Annotated in this window: 16 protein-coding genes and 1 pseudogene; 3 read left to right on the top strand and 14 right to left on the bottom strand. The window is 59.6% G+C overall.

Annotated features, from left to right (window positions below):
• Window positions 1–280 precede the first annotated feature (280 nt).
• The 8 genes and pseudogenes from A0W34_RS33875 to A0W34_RS30440 all read right to left on the bottom strand — a co-directional run.
• A pseudogene (locus tag A0W34_RS33875) lies at window positions 281–445 on the bottom strand (IS630 family transposase); the annotation flags it as partial.
• A 270-nt stretch (window positions 446–715) separates the two neighbouring features.
• Window positions 716–1,939, bottom strand: a complete 1,224-nt coding sequence (locus A0W34_RS30410; protein WP_081559099.1) for a cytochrome P450 — start codon at window positions 1,937–1,939, stop codon at window positions 716–718.
• 53 nt (window positions 1,940–1,992) lie between these two features.
• Window positions 1,993–3,462: an aldehyde dehydrogenase family protein gene (locus A0W34_RS30415; protein ID WP_081559101.1), complete on the bottom strand. Its 1,470-nt coding sequence runs from the start codon at window positions 3,460–3,462 to the stop codon at window positions 1,993–1,995.
• Window positions 3,463–3,490: 28 nt separating this feature from the next.
• Window positions 3,491–4,351, bottom strand: a complete 861-nt coding sequence (locus A0W34_RS30420) for a mycofactocin-coupled SDR family oxidoreductase (protein ID WP_081559103.1) — start codon at window positions 4,349–4,351, stop codon at window positions 3,491–3,493.
• Between the two features lie 57 nt (window positions 4,352–4,408).
• Window positions 4,409–5,221, bottom strand: coding sequence for an NAD(P)-dependent oxidoreductase (locus tag A0W34_RS30425; RefSeq protein WP_081559105.1), 813 nt, complete (start codon window positions 5,219–5,221; stop codon window positions 4,409–4,411).
• 11 nt (window positions 5,222–5,232) lie between these two features.
• The gene (gene fdxA, locus A0W34_RS30430) at window positions 5,233–5,550 is read right to left on the bottom strand and encodes a ferredoxin (RefSeq protein ID WP_081559107.1); all 318 of its coding nucleotides are present in this window, start codon (window positions 5,548–5,550) and stop codon (window positions 5,233–5,235) included.
• Window positions 5,551–5,553: 3 nt separating this feature from the next.
• Entirely contained in the window at window positions 5,554–6,909 is a 1,356-nt protein-coding gene (locus tag A0W34_RS30435; RefSeq protein WP_081559109.1) for an FAD-dependent oxidoreductase, read from the bottom strand.
• A 13-nt stretch (window positions 6,910–6,922) separates the two neighbouring features.
• Window positions 6,923–7,111, bottom strand: coding sequence for a ferredoxin (locus A0W34_RS30440; protein WP_081559111.1), 189 nt, complete (start codon window positions 7,109–7,111; stop codon window positions 6,923–6,925).
• 322 nt (window positions 7,112–7,433) lie between these two features.
• On the opposite strand from A0W34_RS30440, the gene A0W34_RS30445 reads away from it, so the two are divergent.
• Together A0W34_RS30445 and A0W34_RS30450 are read left to right on the top strand one after the other, a co-directional pair.
• Entirely contained in the window at window positions 7,434–9,011 is a 1,578-nt protein-coding gene (locus A0W34_RS30445; protein WP_198035731.1) for an AMP-binding protein, read from the top strand.
• Window positions 9,012–9,043: 32 nt separating this feature from the next.
• Window positions 9,044–9,775 carry a TetR/AcrR family transcriptional regulator gene (locus A0W34_RS30450; RefSeq protein ID WP_081559115.1) on the top strand — a complete coding sequence of 244 codons (732 nt, stop codon included), beginning with the start codon at window positions 9,044–9,046 and terminating at the stop codon, window positions 9,773–9,775.
• A 6-nt stretch (window positions 9,776–9,781) separates the two neighbouring features.
• Here the strand turns inward: A0W34_RS30450 and A0W34_RS30455 are convergent, their stop codons facing one another.
• The 6 genes from A0W34_RS30455 to A0W34_RS30480 are packed head-to-tail and all read right to left on the bottom strand — an operon-like array spanning window position 9,782 to window position 14,386.
• Complete coding sequence (locus tag A0W34_RS30455; RefSeq protein WP_442971958.1) at window positions 9,782–10,426, bottom strand: PaaI family thioesterase; 645 nt, start codon at window positions 10,424–10,426, stop codon at window positions 9,782–9,784.
• Between the two features lie 14 nt (window positions 10,427–10,440).
• The gene (locus tag A0W34_RS30460) at window positions 10,441–11,070 is read right to left on the bottom strand and encodes a PaaI family thioesterase (RefSeq protein ID WP_081559117.1); all 630 of its coding nucleotides are present in this window, start codon (window positions 11,068–11,070) and stop codon (window positions 10,441–10,443) included.
• Entirely contained in the window at window positions 11,060–11,722 is a 663-nt protein-coding gene (locus A0W34_RS30465) for a PaaI family thioesterase (RefSeq protein WP_081559119.1), read from the bottom strand. The genes A0W34_RS30460 and A0W34_RS30465 overlap by 11 nt, the downstream gene beginning before the upstream one ends.
• Before the next feature lie 25 nt (window positions 11,723–11,747).
• On the bottom strand, window positions 11,748–12,533 hold the full coding sequence (locus tag A0W34_RS30470) for an acyl-CoA thioesterase (protein ID WP_198035732.1): 786 nt from the start codon (window positions 12,531–12,533) through the stop codon (window positions 11,748–11,750).
• 4 nt (window positions 12,534–12,537) lie between these two features.
• Window positions 12,538–13,341, bottom strand: coding sequence for an enoyl-CoA hydratase-related protein (locus A0W34_RS30475; protein ID WP_081559122.1), 804 nt, complete (start codon window positions 13,339–13,341; stop codon window positions 12,538–12,540).
• Window positions 13,342–13,399: 58 nt separating this feature from the next.
• Window positions 13,400–14,386, bottom strand: coding sequence for an NAD(P)H-dependent flavin oxidoreductase (locus tag A0W34_RS30480; protein WP_081559124.1), 987 nt, complete (start codon window positions 14,384–14,386; stop codon window positions 13,400–13,402).
• Window positions 14,387–14,681: 295 nt separating this feature from the next.
• Between A0W34_RS30480 and A0W34_RS30485 the strand changes: the two genes are divergently transcribed.
• Window positions 14,682–15,932: an ABC transporter substrate-binding protein gene (locus tag A0W34_RS30485; RefSeq protein ID WP_081559126.1), complete on the top strand. Its 1,251-nt coding sequence runs from the start codon at window positions 14,682–14,684 to the stop codon at window positions 15,930–15,932.
• Window positions 15,933–16,038: the final 106 nt, after the last annotated feature.

Genomic DNA, 16,038 nt, shown 5'->3' on the forward strand with positions numbered 1-16,038 from the left:
AGTCGTGGGTTTGCTTCTCGGGCATCCCGATCTGCATCGGCAATGTCGGCGCCGTCCGATCCAACGCTTGAATCTGCGATTTCTCGTCCACACAGAGCACGATCGCGTTCTCCGGCGGATCGAGATACAACCCGACGATGTCGGTCACCTTCGCGACCAGTTCCGGATCGGTGGAGAACTTGAATGTTTCACTGCGCCAAGGTTGCACGCCGTATTCGCGCCAGATACGTGCGACCGTGCCGTACCCGATCCCTAGATGTTTCGCGAGCAGGCGCGAACTCCAGTGCGTGACAACGTATTTCTTCGGCGGCGGCATCAGGGTCGCGGATACGATCTCGCGGTGATCGAGGCTACGCGGCCGCCCCGAGCTGGCATCGTCTTCGAGGCTGGCCAGCCCGTCCACGTCGTAGCGGGCGCGCCAGGAGATCACCGTCGGCCGCGACACCCCGCCAGTTCCGCGATCGACGAATTCGACTCACCTTGAGATGCGAGCAAGATAATTCGCGGCCGCTGCGCCGCACCGGAGGGGATCGATCTCGACCGCATCCGCCTTGCCAACTCGAGATCGTCGCCGTCTCGCAAGAGTAGGGCCTTAATCCGCATGCCTGAAGTATCTCAAACCGTACTGTTAAAGAACTTTGGGCGCGCGGCACTAGGGAGTTTTCAGTCCACCCGCAATAAGGTTTGGTACAACGCGACGGAGGTCGAACTTTTCTCAGGCCAGATCCCACTGCAAAGGAAGTGAAGTCAGACCCATTTGTCCACCGGTTTCGATCAACTCGGATCCAGGTAACAACCGGTAGTTCGGAATGCGCTTATGCCACTCCTCCAGAGCAATTCGGAGTTCCCGACGGGCTAGGTGTGAGCCCAGGCACCGATGCGGACCAGCGCCGAACGCAATGTGATTGTTAGGTGAACGCTCGATGTCTACGGTCTTCGCATCCTCGAAGGCCGCCTCATCCCGAGTGGCCGCATTCAACGGGATATTGACCATGTCACCGGCCTTCATCGGGCAACCTTGAATCTCGATATCCTTCATCACTTTTCGAGCAGGAATCACAATCGCATATGCGCGTAGGAACTCCTCGATCGCGGTCGGAATACCTTCCGGCTGCTCAACGATCGACGCAAGATCCTCCGGGTGCGTCGCCAGGTGATAGAAGGCCCAACCGAGGGTGACCGACACGGTGTCGAGACCTGCCATGAACATCAACAGACAGAACGACAACAGGTCTGCATCGGTAACCGGCTTGCCGTCGACTTGGAATTCGAGAGACTTGCTCACGATGTCATCACGCGGTTCGATTCGACGCTCGGCGATGACCGAGGCAAAACGGCCCATCACCGCCTGCATAGCACCAAGCTTCTCCTGCTGCATTGCAGCCTGATCGTCGCCGGACGAGTGCAGGATCGTGTGTTCCCACTCCATGAACTGATCGAGTTCGTCGACGGGCAGGCCCATCAACTCAAGGAATATCGAGGTCGGATACCGCTGCGCAAAATCACGCATGAAATCGCACGAATCTCTGCCGTTGGCGAGGATTTCGTCGATCAGATCACTCGCGCGCTGACGCACCTTACCTTCGAGCTTTTCCATCGCCTTCGGTGAGAACAGGGGCCCGAGTTGCTGCCGCCACTGAAGATGTTCCGCGCCGTCGAGCATCTCCGGAATCCACTTGTACTGCGGATTCGGATCCAATGCGGTGACAACACTATTCGAGAAAGTGTCTGCTTTCTGCAACACCTCGAGGATGCCCTCGTAGTTGACGACCGTCCAGAAACCAGGGCCGAATTCGTTCCAGTAAACGGGAGACTCGTCCCGGAACTTGTCGTACGCGTCAAGCCACGTGCCCACGGGCTTGTTCTCGGTGTAGTTGAAGTTGTGCACCGGGCACACGTCCGCTGCAGGCCCCGTCTGGGCCGGTTCGGTCTGGGTCATGACAATTCCTTCACTGTCGAGGTTTATGAGGGTCAACTCTCAGCCCGGCTGGGTCAGCCTCGAGCTGCGCTCCACGTAATGGACTTGGTCTGCAGGTACTCCTCGAGTCCTGCGGCGCCCCACTCGCGCCCAAGACCACTCTGCTTGTAACCGCCGAACGGCACGTGCGGCGTCACGCCGCCTCCGCCGCCGTTGATTGTCACCATGCCCGTCCGGATACGCTTGGCAATTCCGTACGCACGCACCGGATCACCGGATGAGACCCCCCCGCCCAGCCCGAAATCACTGTCATTGGCAAGGCGAACAGCGTGATCGTCGTCGTCGAAGGGAATGATCACGCCCACTGGACCGAAAAATTCCTTCTGCGCGATGTCCATCGAATTGTCGACGTCTGCGAACAGCGTCGGCTCGACGAAGTAGCCCTTGGCCAGCCCTGCCGGTCGCCCGCCACCGAATGCAAGTCGAGCACCCTGGTCCAGACCTGACTGAATCAGTGTCTCGACCTTGCTCCGCTGCGCCTCACTGATCAACGGACCCATCATCGTGCTCGGATCAGCAGGATCCCCGACCTTGATCATGCTGAGACCACCCGCAACCATTGCCACAAGTTCGTCGTAGCGTGAGCGATGGACGAGCGTACGGGTCAGCAACGAACAGCCCTGACCCGCATGGGTGACCATGTTGCCGATTACTGACTCCGCAACCTTCGCGAGATCAGCGTCTTCACAGATGATATTCGCGGATTTGCCGCCGAGTTCGAGGACAACCTTCTTCAGCGAAGGAGCCGCCTGCTCGTATACGAGGCGACCCACCGTATCGGAGCCGGTGAAGCTGACCAGGTCCACCATCGGATTGGTGGTCAACTCACGTCCGGCATCCACATCACCGGTGACGATATTGAGCACTCCCGCCGGCAATCCCGCTTCCTCGGCGATCTCACCGAGGATGAACGCTTCCAAAGGCGTTGTGGGAGCAGGTTTGAGCACAACGGTGCACCCTGCCGCGAGCGCCGGTGCCAACTTCATGATGTTGAGGAACAGTGGAAAGTTGTATGCCGAAATCAGTGCCGCCACACCGGCGGGTTCGCGCACCACGACGCCCTGACCCAACCCTTGGCCGACTGTCGGCAAAACACCGCGCTCGAACTCGAAGGCCGGCAGGATACGCTCGGCCATATCGCGCATGTGCGTGATCGGAATTCCGACCTGCAGGTACTCGGCGAGCGCACGGGTGGACCCGGATTCCGCGATGTTGAGATCAACGAGTTCTGCTCGCCGCTTTTCCATCGCGTCTGCCATGCGCAGCAGGACCTGCGCGCGTTCCCTCGGCGGCATGGTCGGCCACGGGCCCTCGTCGAATGCACGTCGCGCGGCCTCGATCGCCCGGGTCACTTCGCCCACAGTGGCCTGCGGGATACGTCCGATCACTTCCTCGGTCGCCGGGTTCACGACGTCGAGGATCGTGTCGCTCTCACTGTCAAACCAGGCGCCGTCGATGTAAAGCTGGGAAATAGGCTGTGCCACGGTGTACTCCGAAAGTCGAGGGATTAGGTCAGAACGTCGGCTGCTGCGGGCGATTGCGGACGTATCCGCCGGCGTCCACGCGCATCTGCATGCCCGTCACGTAGCGCGATTCGTCGGAGAGAAGGAATAACACCATCTGCGAGATGTCCTCGGGCTCGACAAATGGCACACCCATCATCGTCATCGCGGGGAAGAACGGCAACGCGTCCTCGCGGGTTGGAGCCTCGAGGTCCGGACGGAACTGGCGGTACATGATGTCACTGTTGAGCATGTTGGTGTTGCAGTTGGTCGGGTGCACGGCGTTTGCTCGAATCCCCTTGGGACCCATTACCACAGCAAGGTCATTGATAAACGAAGCAACCATCCGCTTGGCAAGTGAATAGCCGAGTCCGCCGACACCGTTGGAGGGATTGTCCGTCGCTCCTGCCATCAACGCGGCCAGACTACCGGTGGCCACGATCGAACCACCCTTATTCAGATGCGGGACTGCAGCTTCGACGGCGTTAACGACGCCGACAAAGTCGACTGTGAACGCGTCGAGGAACGCTTGCGGGTCGTCGGTACCGAGTGGGCAGATGCCGGCTTGCGCGACGATGCCGTCGAGTCTGCCGAATTCTGCCACTCCCTGCTCGACCGCGGCGACGATCGCCTGGCGGTCTCGGACATCGGCGATGGACGTAATCATTCGTCCACCAGCGGCCTCGACGAGACGCACGGTCTCGTCGAAATCTTCCGGGGTCGCCATCCCGTAACTGTTCGTCTTGATGTCTTCACAGATGTCGACACCGATGATGTTCGCACCTTCCTGTGCAAGGCGAACAGCATGTGCGCGGCCCTGACCTCGTGCGGCCCCGGTAATGAAAATGACCTTGTTCTGTACACGTCCCATGACGAAATCCCTTCGCAGTTCTGGCATGAATTCGATTGGAAAACTTTGTTTTTCGAGCTAGATCGGATGTAAATCCATTGGACCCAACCGTGTTGCCTCCACAAGCGCCTCGATATCCAACCCGATGTCTTTCGCAACCGCAGTGGCCGCAACGACATCCTTGGAGAGGTAGCGGGGCAAGCCCTTCGAGAACTCCGCAGCGGGAACCTGCGCGGCAGCGATGTATCCCGCGGCTGCACTCCCCCCGCTACTCGCCTGCAGCACACGAAGGAAGTCCGACTCCTCGATCCCGAGTGCGGCAGCTGAACTCACCGCACTCAAGGTCAGCTGAGAGCAGGCTGCAAACAAAAGATTGTTGAGAAGCTTTGTCGCGAGAGCACTTCCGAGCGCACCGGTGCGCAGAACAGTACTGGCATACGGTGCCACAACATGAGCTACCACGTCCACTGCCGCGTCGTCGCCGCCCAGCATCACCGTCAACTGACCAGCACGAACCGTCTCCGCTTGACCGCTGAAGGGTGCGTCGACGACGGCCACTCCGCAACGCTCCGCTGACGCTGACAATTTCTCGAGCACCGACGGGCTGCCGGTTGTGTGCGAGTAGACGACAGTTCCACTTCGCAGTTGCGCGACCAACGGTGAAAGCACCTCGGCCAGTTGCGCATCGGAGAAGAGGCAGCTTCCGAGAATATCGACGTCACTGAGCGCGTCCACGGAGTCGACGACGCGAACGCCGCCTGACTCGAGCCGCTCGCGCACGTCCGGGCGACGGGCATAGACCGAAATGCGACCGCCTGCGCCCGCGATTTGCAGAGCCATCGGTTCACCGATCTGGCCTGCGCCGATGAAACCGATGTGTCGCTCGTTCATGAACTCTCCGATCAGTCGCGAGGTGGCAGGGCAGCAATGTCGGGATGGTCTGTCCCTAGTTTTCCGTATTTTCGTGCCCCACCGAGCTTTCCGAGCGGAGCGAACAGTTCGTTCTGTCGATCATGTGCCATCTGCTGATCGGGCATCAGGTCCGCTTCGTGGACAATTGCCTCGTGAGGGCAGGGCGGTTCGCAAGCTCCGCAGTCGATGCACTCGAGCGGGTTGATGTAGAGCTGTCGCTCTCCTTCGTAGATGCAGTCGACGGGGCACTCCCTCATACAGGAGCGGTCCATCAGATCGACGCAGGCATCGGTGATGACGTAGGGCATGAATCAGCCTCTCGAAGATGAGTATTCCGGGTCCACCCCGGAGTTTTCGCCAACTGCTCGTCCGATATCGACAAGCGTTTGCCAATCCTGGATCTTGACCCGACCCCGGCCACAGTCTGCCCCGAGCGCATGCTCGTGGCGGACTATCCGGCTCCAGGATTCTTTGTCCAAGAACACAACTCCGCGTTGAGCAAATACGTCCTCCACGGTCGATGAGGGCAAAACTTTTGACGTCCGCCCGAAATCTTCCCGGATTACGTGTGCCGTGTCTGCCGCGTCGCCTCGATTGGTACCAAGAATGCCTGAGGGTCCACGCTTGACCCAGCCCACCGCATATTCACGTCCAGTAGCGTCATCTCCGCGTCGAACTCGATGATCCTGGTGCGGGATCGTTCCCGACTCTTCGTTGAAGGAAACTCCGGCAATCGGCTGCGACCGATAGCCGATCGCCCGAATGACAAGGTGAGCATCAACATCAACGCTCCCCCTTGCTGTTGCCACTCGAATCCCCCGCACAGACGCGTCACCGAGCAACTGCTCCGGTCTCGCGCCGAAATGCAGGTGCACACGTCGCGGCGCTCCCGCGCGCTCCTGCGTCGCCCAACTTCGGAGGACGCCGAGATTGCGACGGCCGACCGAACCGAGACCATCAGGATCGTCCGCGGGGATCTCTTCGGGATCGACAATCACGTCGACGCCGTCGAGTCCGCCGAGTTCCCGCAGTTCTTTGGTCGTGAACCGAGCGAATTCAGGTCCACGTCGTGCAATCAGATGCACGTCTGTCACCGAACTCGCTGCCAGTGTGTTTAAAACACCAGCGGGAATATCGGTATCAGTCAACAGCTTCGCATCTTTGACGAGGATCCGCGCGACGTCGAGCGCGACGTTGCCGGCGCCGATTAAGGCAACCGACTTGACGCCGCGGAGATCGTGCGCATCCGCCTCCGGATGCCCGTTGTACCACTTCACAAAATCAGTGGCCGAGGTACTTCCGGGCAGCTCTTCGCCTTCGATCCCGAGTCGACGATCAGTATCTGCACCGTTCGCGTAGACGACTGCGTCATACCGTTCACGCAGTTCAGCGACCGAAACATCTCGTCCGACCTGAACGTTGCAGTACAAGTTGACCTGTGGACGGTCGAGAATCTCCTGAAAAGTCTCGGAAGCCGACTTGATGGTGGGATGGTCAGGCGCAACGCCGTAACGCAGGAGCCCGAAAGGTACCGGCAGTCGCTCGAAAAGATCGACAACAGTGGCAGTTTCAGCGTCGTATGTCAGCTGATCGGCAAGATAGAGCCCGGCCGGCCCCGCGCCGACGACAGCGATCCGAAACGGCCTCAATCCACTCGCCGCGTTCATTTTTCGAGTGCCTTCAGCTGACCGAAATTGCACGCTCAGGGCAGGCTGCGATCCCGGCAACGATCTGCGCGTCGAGGGGTTCGGAGACGTCCCGATCCATCGGAACCGCGTATCCGACGTCGTCGATGTCGAATACCTCGGGAGCAACCGCATAACAACGCGCATGACCCGAGCATTTGTTGGTATCGACCGTGAGTTTCATGAATTCCTACCGTTTCAGGTAATGCCATGTGGCAGAAGGTCTTTGACAGCGTCAGCGAACTGCAGTCTCACCTCGAACATGTTTGATGAGACTATTCATCTCGGACAGTTTCATATTTTGAGACGCTGGAAGGTTTACAGTAGCGGCAAGGCTTCGAAATGTCGAGACCTACGTCACATCTTTATATATGTCTTGGTGAGAGGTGACACCTGAAACGACTTCCGACCCCCCAATGAAGGTGTAGCAATCCCGTTTTCGTTAACTGCAATAACGATGCATACTAGGTGCACTAGGTATGTGCCATTCGACGAGCGGATCGAAAATGCAGTCAACATGGACCCCACCCGAAAGCCTGTCCGAGGGCGACGACGACGCTCTTGGCTACAGCCTTGATCCAGAAAATATGTTGCCGCGCGTACTTGCCCGCCGCGCGAACGAACACCCGGAGCGAACCTTCCTGTCGGAGGTCACCGGACGTGAACTTTCCTACGGCCAAACCTGGATACAGGTCGAGCAGTGGTGCACCTGGCTCACCGGTCTCGGAATCCGTCGTGGCGATCGGGTGCTAACCCTGCTGCCTTCATCGATCGACGCAACGCTTGCCTGGTTGGCACTCGGCTGTATCGGCGCGTGGGAGGTTCCGGTAAACCCGGACTTGCGTGAATCCTTTCTCACGCACGTCCTCAACGACTCACAGGCCGACCTCTGCCTGACACGACCACAGTTCGCGCACCTACTGTCAAAAAGCGGTACATCCCTGAGGATTGTCGAAGTCGACTACGACGACCCACGCCCAACATCAACGGCATCAACTCCGATAACTACGTTCCCGGAGCCGGCGGAAACGTCATGTGTGATCTACACGTCAGGTACAACCGGGCCTGCCAAGGGAGCTGTTCTCACGTGGGCGCAACTAGCCGCCGTTGTGGGCCGGATCCCCCGATCGTGGCTGTCGGAGAAAGACACGGCCTACTCATATCACCCGACATTCCACGTGACCGGCCGTTCGCCGCTCTTGTCCATGGCTGACTGCGGGGGCCGGGTGGTCTTCCGCGAACGATTTTCTGCCAGCCAGTTCTGGTCCGATGTGCGGCTGCACAACTGCACCACGACGACTGTGCAATCCGCACTTCTGTTGGGATTGCCCGAAGAACCCGACGATCTCGAAAATCCCCTCCGAGTAGCGTTCGGTTCACACAATGCGATCCTCAACGCTCGATTTTCAAAACGCTTCGGGGTGCACCTGCTCATGGCCTACGGGAGTACCGAAGTGGGCTTCCCCTTGCTGACGAGATGGGCACCTTCGGATACGGACAGGCGGTGGTGTGGAAGATTGCGTCCCGGCTATCAGGCCCGAGTCGTCGACGAATCCGGCAGCGATCTTCCCGACGGTCAGCCGGGCGAACTCTGGATCGAAGCACCGGCGCGTGTGCTCGCACTACGTGAGTATCTCGATCGACCGGACCTTACCGAGAAAGCCTTCAGTGAATCGTGGTACCGCACCGGCGATATGGTGATCCGTCATCCCCAGGGGGAATTCGAGTTCGTCGACAGGCTTCGAGACACGATTCGTCGACTCGGTGAGAACATCTCGGCTTCGGCATTGGAAGCCGTGATCGATACCGACCTCGAGGTTGAGGCATGCGCCGTCGTCGGCGAGCCTGATCCGGTGTTCGGGCACCGCGTCGTCGTTGTCGTCACAGCAAAGGAGGGAGCCGTGATCGACCCACCGGCGCTGCACGAGCGCCTCACCGAGCGGCTGCCTCGATACATGATTCCTTCCCGCATCGTGGTGTGTGATGCATTGCCGGTGACGGCCACGTACAAGGTTCGAAAGACCGACCTGCTGAACTCACTCGGTGAGGCCGCTATCGACTGGGTAGCGCCAACGCGACGCTGAGATGTTCACAGATCGAAGCTAGGGTTTACCCCATGCCGCCGCACAGTTCCGACCCCCATGGTTTCGCAACAGACGAAGCCGGCAACGACAGCGTCTGGGCGCGACTCGTGCGGGCTGCAGACGACGAGATGACTCGTCAGGACACGGTCAACGTCACGATGGCATCGGTGGCGGAACGCGCGGGAGTATCCCGGGCAACCGCCTTCCGGCAGCTCGGCGGCACCTCGGAAATGCTCATCCAGGTCGGGCTTTCTCGCGCACACAAACACATCACCCGAGTGCGGGAAATCATGGATGCACAGCCTGATGTCTTCATGAAAATGGAGGAGGCAATGGTTTACACAACGCGGGAACTGCCCCTCGACCCGGTGATCACGGCGATGATGGCCCAACGTGCTGCCACCGTCCGCGATCAGGATATTCACTCGACCACGGCGCAGATTTCCGGCCCGGTACTTCTGGCAGGGCAGGCCGCCGGCGTAATCCGAGTAGACGTGCCACTACCCGAACTAATCGATTTCATCGTCGAGCAGACGTATCTCGCAGCTGAATACCCCGACCGTTCCGAGGAAGCTGCGCGCCGACGCTTCCGACTGTTTGTCGCGCCCGCACTGCGACAACAAATTTCCACATCGCATGATGAAACTTGCTCTCCCACAGCAGACCTGGACGAGGCTCTCACAACTGCATCGGACGCAATCGCAGCGGCAACAGAGGCCGCAGCGCGATTGCGGCGCATCTCGACACTCGACGGTGAGAATTAGATCGGACTACGAGCGGCGAGCAATGAATAGTCCCTGCGCCGACACCGTAACTTCACCGTCAGCAACGATTTCACCCATTGTGAAGCGCTTACGCCCATCCACATTCAGTTGACGCGACCGAACCGTCAACGGCACGTTCAAGGGAGTGGGCCTCTTGTACGACATCTCGAGTTTTGCCGTCATTCCGTTGGTTCCGGCCAGATGATTGGCAACTGCCAGTGCGGCGTCCAGCATCAACGCACAGATTCCGCCGTGAACGTTACCCGGTGGACCTTGATACGGCAGTCCGAGTGTCACGGTGCCGACGGCCCACCCGTCTCCCCCGTCGAACAATTGCAACGGCGGAGCCATCGGGTTTTCCTGACCCGTCGCGGGGTCGTGTCGGGCGATCCCCTCGCCTTGCCACATCTCGAACAACTGGGTGGGAACCGGTCGTGTGTGCTTTTCGAGCGAGTCTGCAAGTGCCAGGAGCTGTTCGGACGTTGCCGCTAGGTGCTCACCTTCGGGCGCAGTCCGCGCGAGAGCATCGATGATTCTCCGTAGTGCGTCCGCCGATGTGTTCAACGGATCGTCGATCGGCGGCGCGGTGAGCACCCTGTCCCCCGGCGTGAAGTGCGAGAGTTCCTTGCGTGGATGCGGCAACCAACTCAACGGCCCTTGGGAATTCACTGCGAGGCTCCTTCCGCCGTCGTCGCCGACATCAGGTCGAGCCGTTTCGCGATGAACAGCCCCTCTGCCGACACAGCGACCTGGTCGTTTACGCGAATTTCTCCGGCGACTCGTACCTTCCGTCCCTCCACGGACACTCGGTGCGCTGTCAGCTGTGCCTGCTCGAACAACGGAAGCGGACTCTCGTATCGAAAGGACAGTTCTGCCGTGACCAAAGGTTGATCCGGCACCCGTTCTGCCACGCTCAAGACGTGATCGAGAACCATGGCCGAAATACCGCCGTGCACAATACCTTTCGGACCTTGATACGGGAGACCGAACACCAACTCGGCTCGAGCCTTCCCATCCTCGTCCAACTCCATGACGATGGGTGGCGCCAGCGCATTCTCGACGCCGGACACCGGATCATGCCGTGAGACCAGCCACTCTCCGGCACGTGCGTTCTCAAAAGGGCCTGCACCTGCTTGTGCTGACTCGAGTTCCGCAGACATTGCGTCCAACTCCGTAATCAGATCGATCAGCGAAGGATCATTCTCGTCTACCCGAAGCATCAGGTCGACCAACCTTCGCACTGCCGCGGCAAGGTCCGCGACCTCGGCGCCCGGTTCCTCCTCGTCATAGATCACTGTGTGCGAACCCTTCTCTAGCAGTCACGAACAGTCCGTCGGCGCGCACGCAGACCTCACCGTCAAGGCGAATTTCCGCCCAGGAACGGACCTTTCGACCGTCCCGGTCGATGTGCGCAGCAACGACTGTCAATTCTCGGTACAACGGAGTAGGTCGCAGATACCGAATTCTCAGGGAGGCGGTCATCCCCGGATATCCGGCATGGGCGTTCGCGGAGGCAAGCGCGACGTCGAGTACCAGCGCGGCAATACCGCCGTGCAGGCACCCGGGTGGACCTTGATGCAACACACCGAAATTGACTCGACCCTCGACCACACCATCGGCCAGCTGGTGCAATACGAGTGGGCGAGCTACCGCATTCCTGGTCCCTGCAACTGGACTGTGCTTGGGGACACCGCCCGCCGGATCCCACATGGTTTCAACTCGTACAGAGGCCGAGGGCGCTCGCGAATCGAGTTCGTCGGCAAGGATATTCACGCGCTCGGCCATGGTCGAAACCCGTGGATGATCCGCTGACATGCGGACGACCGCCTCGGCAAGCCTGCGAACTGCGTTTGTCGCGATATCCGCCTGACTCATTTCCCTGGGCTGCGAGTGATCTCCTGCCATCACTGCCGAATTGAGAGCGCTGAGAGGACTGATCTCGATCATGAAATTCTCCTACTGGGATACGAGATCACCGAGGTTCACGGTAGACCATTTCCTGCGCGAGGCTGGCTACAACCTCGCCACTTCCATTGCGAATCGCCCCCGAGTACCACCCGCGCGAACCACGAACGATTCCCGGCGCGTGTTCGACGATCAGCCAATCCTTCCAGTCTGCTTCACTGTGAAACCAGAGCGTGTGATCGAGGCTGGGCCCGATAACCTTCCCCTCGTGCTGCCGATCCAGCCCGGTCGAAAAATCTGACATGTACGCAATCGCTGCGGCATGCATCAACGAATTATCTTCCGGAAGTGGAACATTAGGTCGAACCCAGAATTCCCGCGGAAAGAACTCCTGCGCAGTCGGCCACTTCTGCACGAGCACTTCCAGTGACACCGCGGGCTCGGCGTGGATCGGTTTGGCTTTCTCGGGTTCGGGAACCGGGACGTAGTTTTCTCCGCCTACGCGCAACCGGAACGAAGCCGACATACTGAGTACAACTTCGCCGTTCTGGATCGCAACTACCCGACGCGAGGAGTATGAGCCACCGTCACGATCGTTCTCCACTCGGTAGATCACCGGCCGGCCCGCGTCCCCGCGACGTAGAAAGTAGGCGTGCAAGGAATGCGGTGTGCGATCCGGATCGACAGTGGCACCGCAGGCCATCAGCGCCTGACCGAGAACCTGACCGCCGTACAACGCGCCCTCTGTGAGATGCCCGCTGCCGCCGCGAAAGAGTCCTCTGTCGATTCGCTCGAGACTGAGTAATGCCGCCAATGGCGGCGCCAATAGTTCGACGTCGGTGGTTCCGCTCACTTGATCACTCCGATTTGCCGGGACGTTTGTCGAAACGAGCCCCGATGTCCTTGCCGTCGGGACGCATGCTTGCCGACGCTTCTGCCTCCAGTCCGAGCGCATGAGCTACGGATGCGCCGGCTCCTTCCTTCAGCAGTCGCAGCATGCGCCGGACGGCACCCGGGTGACTGGCCGAAATCGAATGCGCAATCTCGAGAGTGCGCGGCAAAAGTTCGTCGTGCGGAACCATCTCATTGGCGAGTCCGATTCGAAGTGCGGTCTCCGCGTTGATCGGATCGCCGCTGAGAATGATCTGAATAGCGGCGGGCAATCCGACGACCCGGGGAAGCATTGCGCTGCCGCCCCAACCGTTCAGAAGACCGATCGACGCATGAGTGTCGGCAAAAACCGCGTTCTCGGACGCAATGATGAACGAACAGTTGACTGCGAACTCAAATGCACCGGTGTAGCAAGGCCCGTTGACCGCGGCGATAACCGGCTTGGAAATTGCCCGAAGTACCTGGCCGGGGGTACTCCCTTCCGTGCGCGGCGGCGGACCCGTCAGCGCCTCCGGTAGATCGACCCCGGCGGAAAATGCGCTGCCGGCACCCGTGATGACCACCACGCGCACATCGTCGTCCGCGTCGGCAATCCACAGTTGCTTCTTGATGGACTTACGCATGTCACGATTGAACGCGTTCCGTCGATCCGGACGGTTCAGCGTGAGAATCGCGACATGCCCGTCCCTTCGAACGAGTACGGTCGGCTCCGTCTCCGTCTCGGGAACGGTATCGGCCGCTGTCTTCGCCTCGGTCGTATTTTCAGCCATCGTTAAATACCCACTTACTCTTAGAGATTCGAGAACTACTCGGATAGAAGCAACACTGTCAGGATGCTGGAAGAGGGTCTATCAACACCGAATTCAGCGACCGGATGATCGCCTCCGCATCTGAGACGATTCGAGTGACAAGTTCCCCCGCACCCGGGATGTCCCGGATCAAGCCTTGGACCATCCCGACAGTCCAGATACCGGCCTCCGAATCACCGTTCTCATACACCTTACGGCCACGAGTACCGGCCACCAGATCCTGAACATCCCTGAACCGCCCACCCTTGCCGAGGATGTCGACAACCTCTTCACTGACGGAGTTCTTCGACGCACGCATCGTGTTCCGCAACTGCCGGAAAATGAGCTGCGTATCCAACTCCGACGCCCCGACAATCTGTTCCTTGATCTTCTGATGAATCGGCGACTCCTCGGTGCACATGAACCGCGTCCCCATGTTGATTCCCTGCGCACCCAACGCCAACGCCGCAGCCAAACCACGACCATCGGCAAAACCACCCGACGCAATGAACGGAATCGACAAAGCATCAGCCGCAGCCGGAATCAACACCAAACCCGGAACATCATCCTCACCCGGATGACCCGCACACTCGAAACCGTCGATGCTGACCGCATCGACACCGAGCGACTGCGCTTTGAGCGCATGACGAACACTGGTGCACTTGTGAATGACCTTGATGCCGTGTTCTTTGAAATGCTCCACATGCACAGCCGGATTGGAGCCGGCCGTCTCCACGATCGTGACACCGGAATCGATAATCGCCTGGCGATACTGCTCGTACGGAGGCTGATTGATCGACAGCGTCAACGTGAGATTCACACCGATCGGCTTGTCCGTCAAGGCCCGCGCCTTCGCGATCTCGGCCGTCAGGTCCTCCGGCGTCGGCTGCGTCAGCGCTGTGATGATGCCCAAGCCACCAGCTTCGGAGACTGCAGCCGCCAACTCCGCGCGGCCGACCCACATCATTCCGCCTTGAACGACGGGATGCTCGACACCGAATTCCTCGGTGAATCTTGTCTTCAACATCGTCAGCTCCTACATCGTCAGCTCGGCGTGCGTGAGGCACGTCGGTACGGAAATTCCTGCCGCCCTACCACTTCGTTGATATCTAACATAGTGCACTATGTGAACTCATTCAATCTATTGGCCATATTTATTCAGGGGAACCGACCCTCCCACCTAGTTAACCTCGATACCTTATTGACAGAAGTCGTCCCTGCGCCTACGTTTGTCATGCCCACCGTGATGTGACAAACGTCACTAAAACTGCGGATCGGGTCAATCGTGCGCCTGTTCACATTTTCTGAAACAGAGGAAGTCCATGACGTTTTCTCGATCAACTCCCCGCACATTCCGTCGAAGCCGGCTCGCTGCCGTTGCACTGATGGCCGTGGTTCCGGTCATCGGGCTCGGAACCGCATGTAGCAGCGACAGCACGGATACTGCTTCCAGCGACTCTGTCGAAGCACCCTCGAGCGCCTTCCCGGACAAGCCGGCAACCGGTACCCCGATCAAGATCGGTCTGATCAATCCCGAGGGTGGCCCCGCCGTCTCGCAGCCCGGTAACCGCGAAGCCGCAGAGGCCGTCGTCAAGTACGCCAACGCAAATCTCGGCGGTATCGCCGGGCACCCGATCACCATGGTCAGCTGCAAGAATCAGGAAGACCCCGCGTCCGCACGCGATTGCGCCAATCAGATGGTCGAGCAAGGCGTAGCCGCGGTAATCGTGCCCACCACCTCAAATGGCGAAGCGATGGTTCCCATCGTGACCGGTGCCGGCATCCCGATCATGAGCGTCTCGGGCTCGGGCCCCGCAGAGCTGACGACGCCGAACTCGTTTGTACTCACCGGAGGGTTCCCCGGAACACTCAAGTCCATGGCCGCCCATTCCAAGGCGAACAACTTCAAGAAGGTCACAGCCTTCGTCACCGACAACGGTTCGGTGGTCGCCGGCACCAAGGCAATGGGCGAGCCGGCATTCAAGGCCGCCGGGGTCGAGCTTCAGATCGTCCCCATTCCCAAGGGCACGCCCGACGCAACTCCACAGGTCAGTTCAGGCCTCTCCGGCACCGACGCAGTCGCTATCGTCGGCGATGCCACCATGTGCACCTCGGTACTGAAGGCATTCAGCACAGTTGGCGCTGACCAGAAGAGAATGATCATTCAGCCGTGCATCGATCCCTCGACAATCGAAGCTGCCGGTGACGCCGTGGAAGGATCGCTCCTCTTCACGACATCCGACACCCAGTCCAACGATCCCGAAGCTGTTCTCTACCGCTCGGTCATGAAAAAGTACTCGCCGTCCACTGACATCGGCGGCTACACCGTAGTCGGCTACCAATCGATGCTCTCCCTCATTCGCGCTACTGAAGGCTTGACCGGCGAACCCACTCCGGCTGCAGTCATCACCGCACTCAAGGCCGCAAAAGATGTGCCGCTGCCGGCCGGTCACGGCATGACCTTCACCTGCGACGGCACCGCCGTGACCGGCATGCCGGCCGTCTGCAGCTCCGGAACCATGACAGCGACCGTCGAGGACGGAAAGCCTGTCGACCCCCAGCTGGTCAAGTAACCGAGCACCCACAATTCAGTTCGACAGATAACCTCAACAGCACTACACGACAACAGATTTCAGGAAGTAGACATGCTATCGCGCTATGGCAGTGAGACCGAGGAGT

This window comes from Rhodococcus sp. BH4 (assembly GCF_002079265.1).
In the GTDB taxonomy this organism is placed as follows: Bacteria; Actinomycetota; Actinomycetes; order Mycobacteriales; family Mycobacteriaceae; genus Rhodococcus_F; species Rhodococcus_F qingshengii.

What these genes read in the sequence shown, in the direction of transcription:
- fdxA (WP_081559107.1), bottom strand. Translation starts at nt 5,550, where the DNA reads ATGCCCTACGTCATCACCGATGCCTGCGTCGATCTGATGGACCGCTCC.
- A0W34_RS30445 (WP_198035731.1), top strand. Translation starts at nt 7,434, where the DNA reads ATGCAGTCAACATGGACCCCACCCGAAAGCCTGTCCGAGGGCGACGAC.
- A0W34_RS30425 (WP_081559105.1), bottom strand. Translation starts at nt 5,221, where the DNA reads ATGAACGAGCGACACATCGGTTTCATCGGCGCAGGCCAGATCGGTGAA.
- A0W34_RS30450 (WP_081559115.1), top strand. Translation starts at nt 9,044, where the DNA reads ATGCCGCCGCACAGTTCCGACCCCCATGGTTTCGCAACAGACGAAGCC.
- A0W34_RS30440 (WP_081559111.1), bottom strand. Translation starts at nt 7,111, where the DNA reads ATGAAACTCACGGTCGATACCAACAAATGCTCGGGTCATGCGCGTTGT.
- A0W34_RS30480 (WP_081559124.1), bottom strand. Translation starts at nt 14,386, where the DNA reads ATGTTGAAGACAAGATTCACCGAGGAATTCGGTGTCGAGCATCCCGTC.
- A0W34_RS30410 (WP_081559099.1), bottom strand. Translation starts at nt 1,939, where the DNA reads ATGACCCAGACCGAACCGGCCCAGACGGGGCCTGCAGCGGACGTGTGC.
- A0W34_RS30485 (WP_081559126.1), top strand. Translation starts at nt 14,682, where the DNA reads ATGACGTTTTCTCGATCAACTCCCCGCACATTCCGTCGAAGCCGGCTC.
- A0W34_RS30435 (WP_081559109.1), bottom strand. Translation starts at nt 6,909, where the DNA reads ATGAACGCGGCGAGTGGATTGAGGCCGTTTCGGATCGCTGTCGTCGGC.
- A0W34_RS30465 (WP_081559119.1), bottom strand. Translation starts at nt 11,722, where the DNA reads ATGATCGAGATCAGTCCTCTCAGCGCTCTCAATTCGGCAGTGATGGCA.
- A0W34_RS30475 (WP_081559122.1), bottom strand. Translation starts at nt 13,341, where the DNA reads ATGGCTGAAAATACGACCGAGGCGAAGACAGCGGCCGATACCGTTCCC.
- A0W34_RS30420 (WP_081559103.1), bottom strand. Translation starts at nt 4,351, where the DNA reads ATGGGACGTGTACAGAACAAGGTCATTTTCATTACCGGGGCCGCACGA.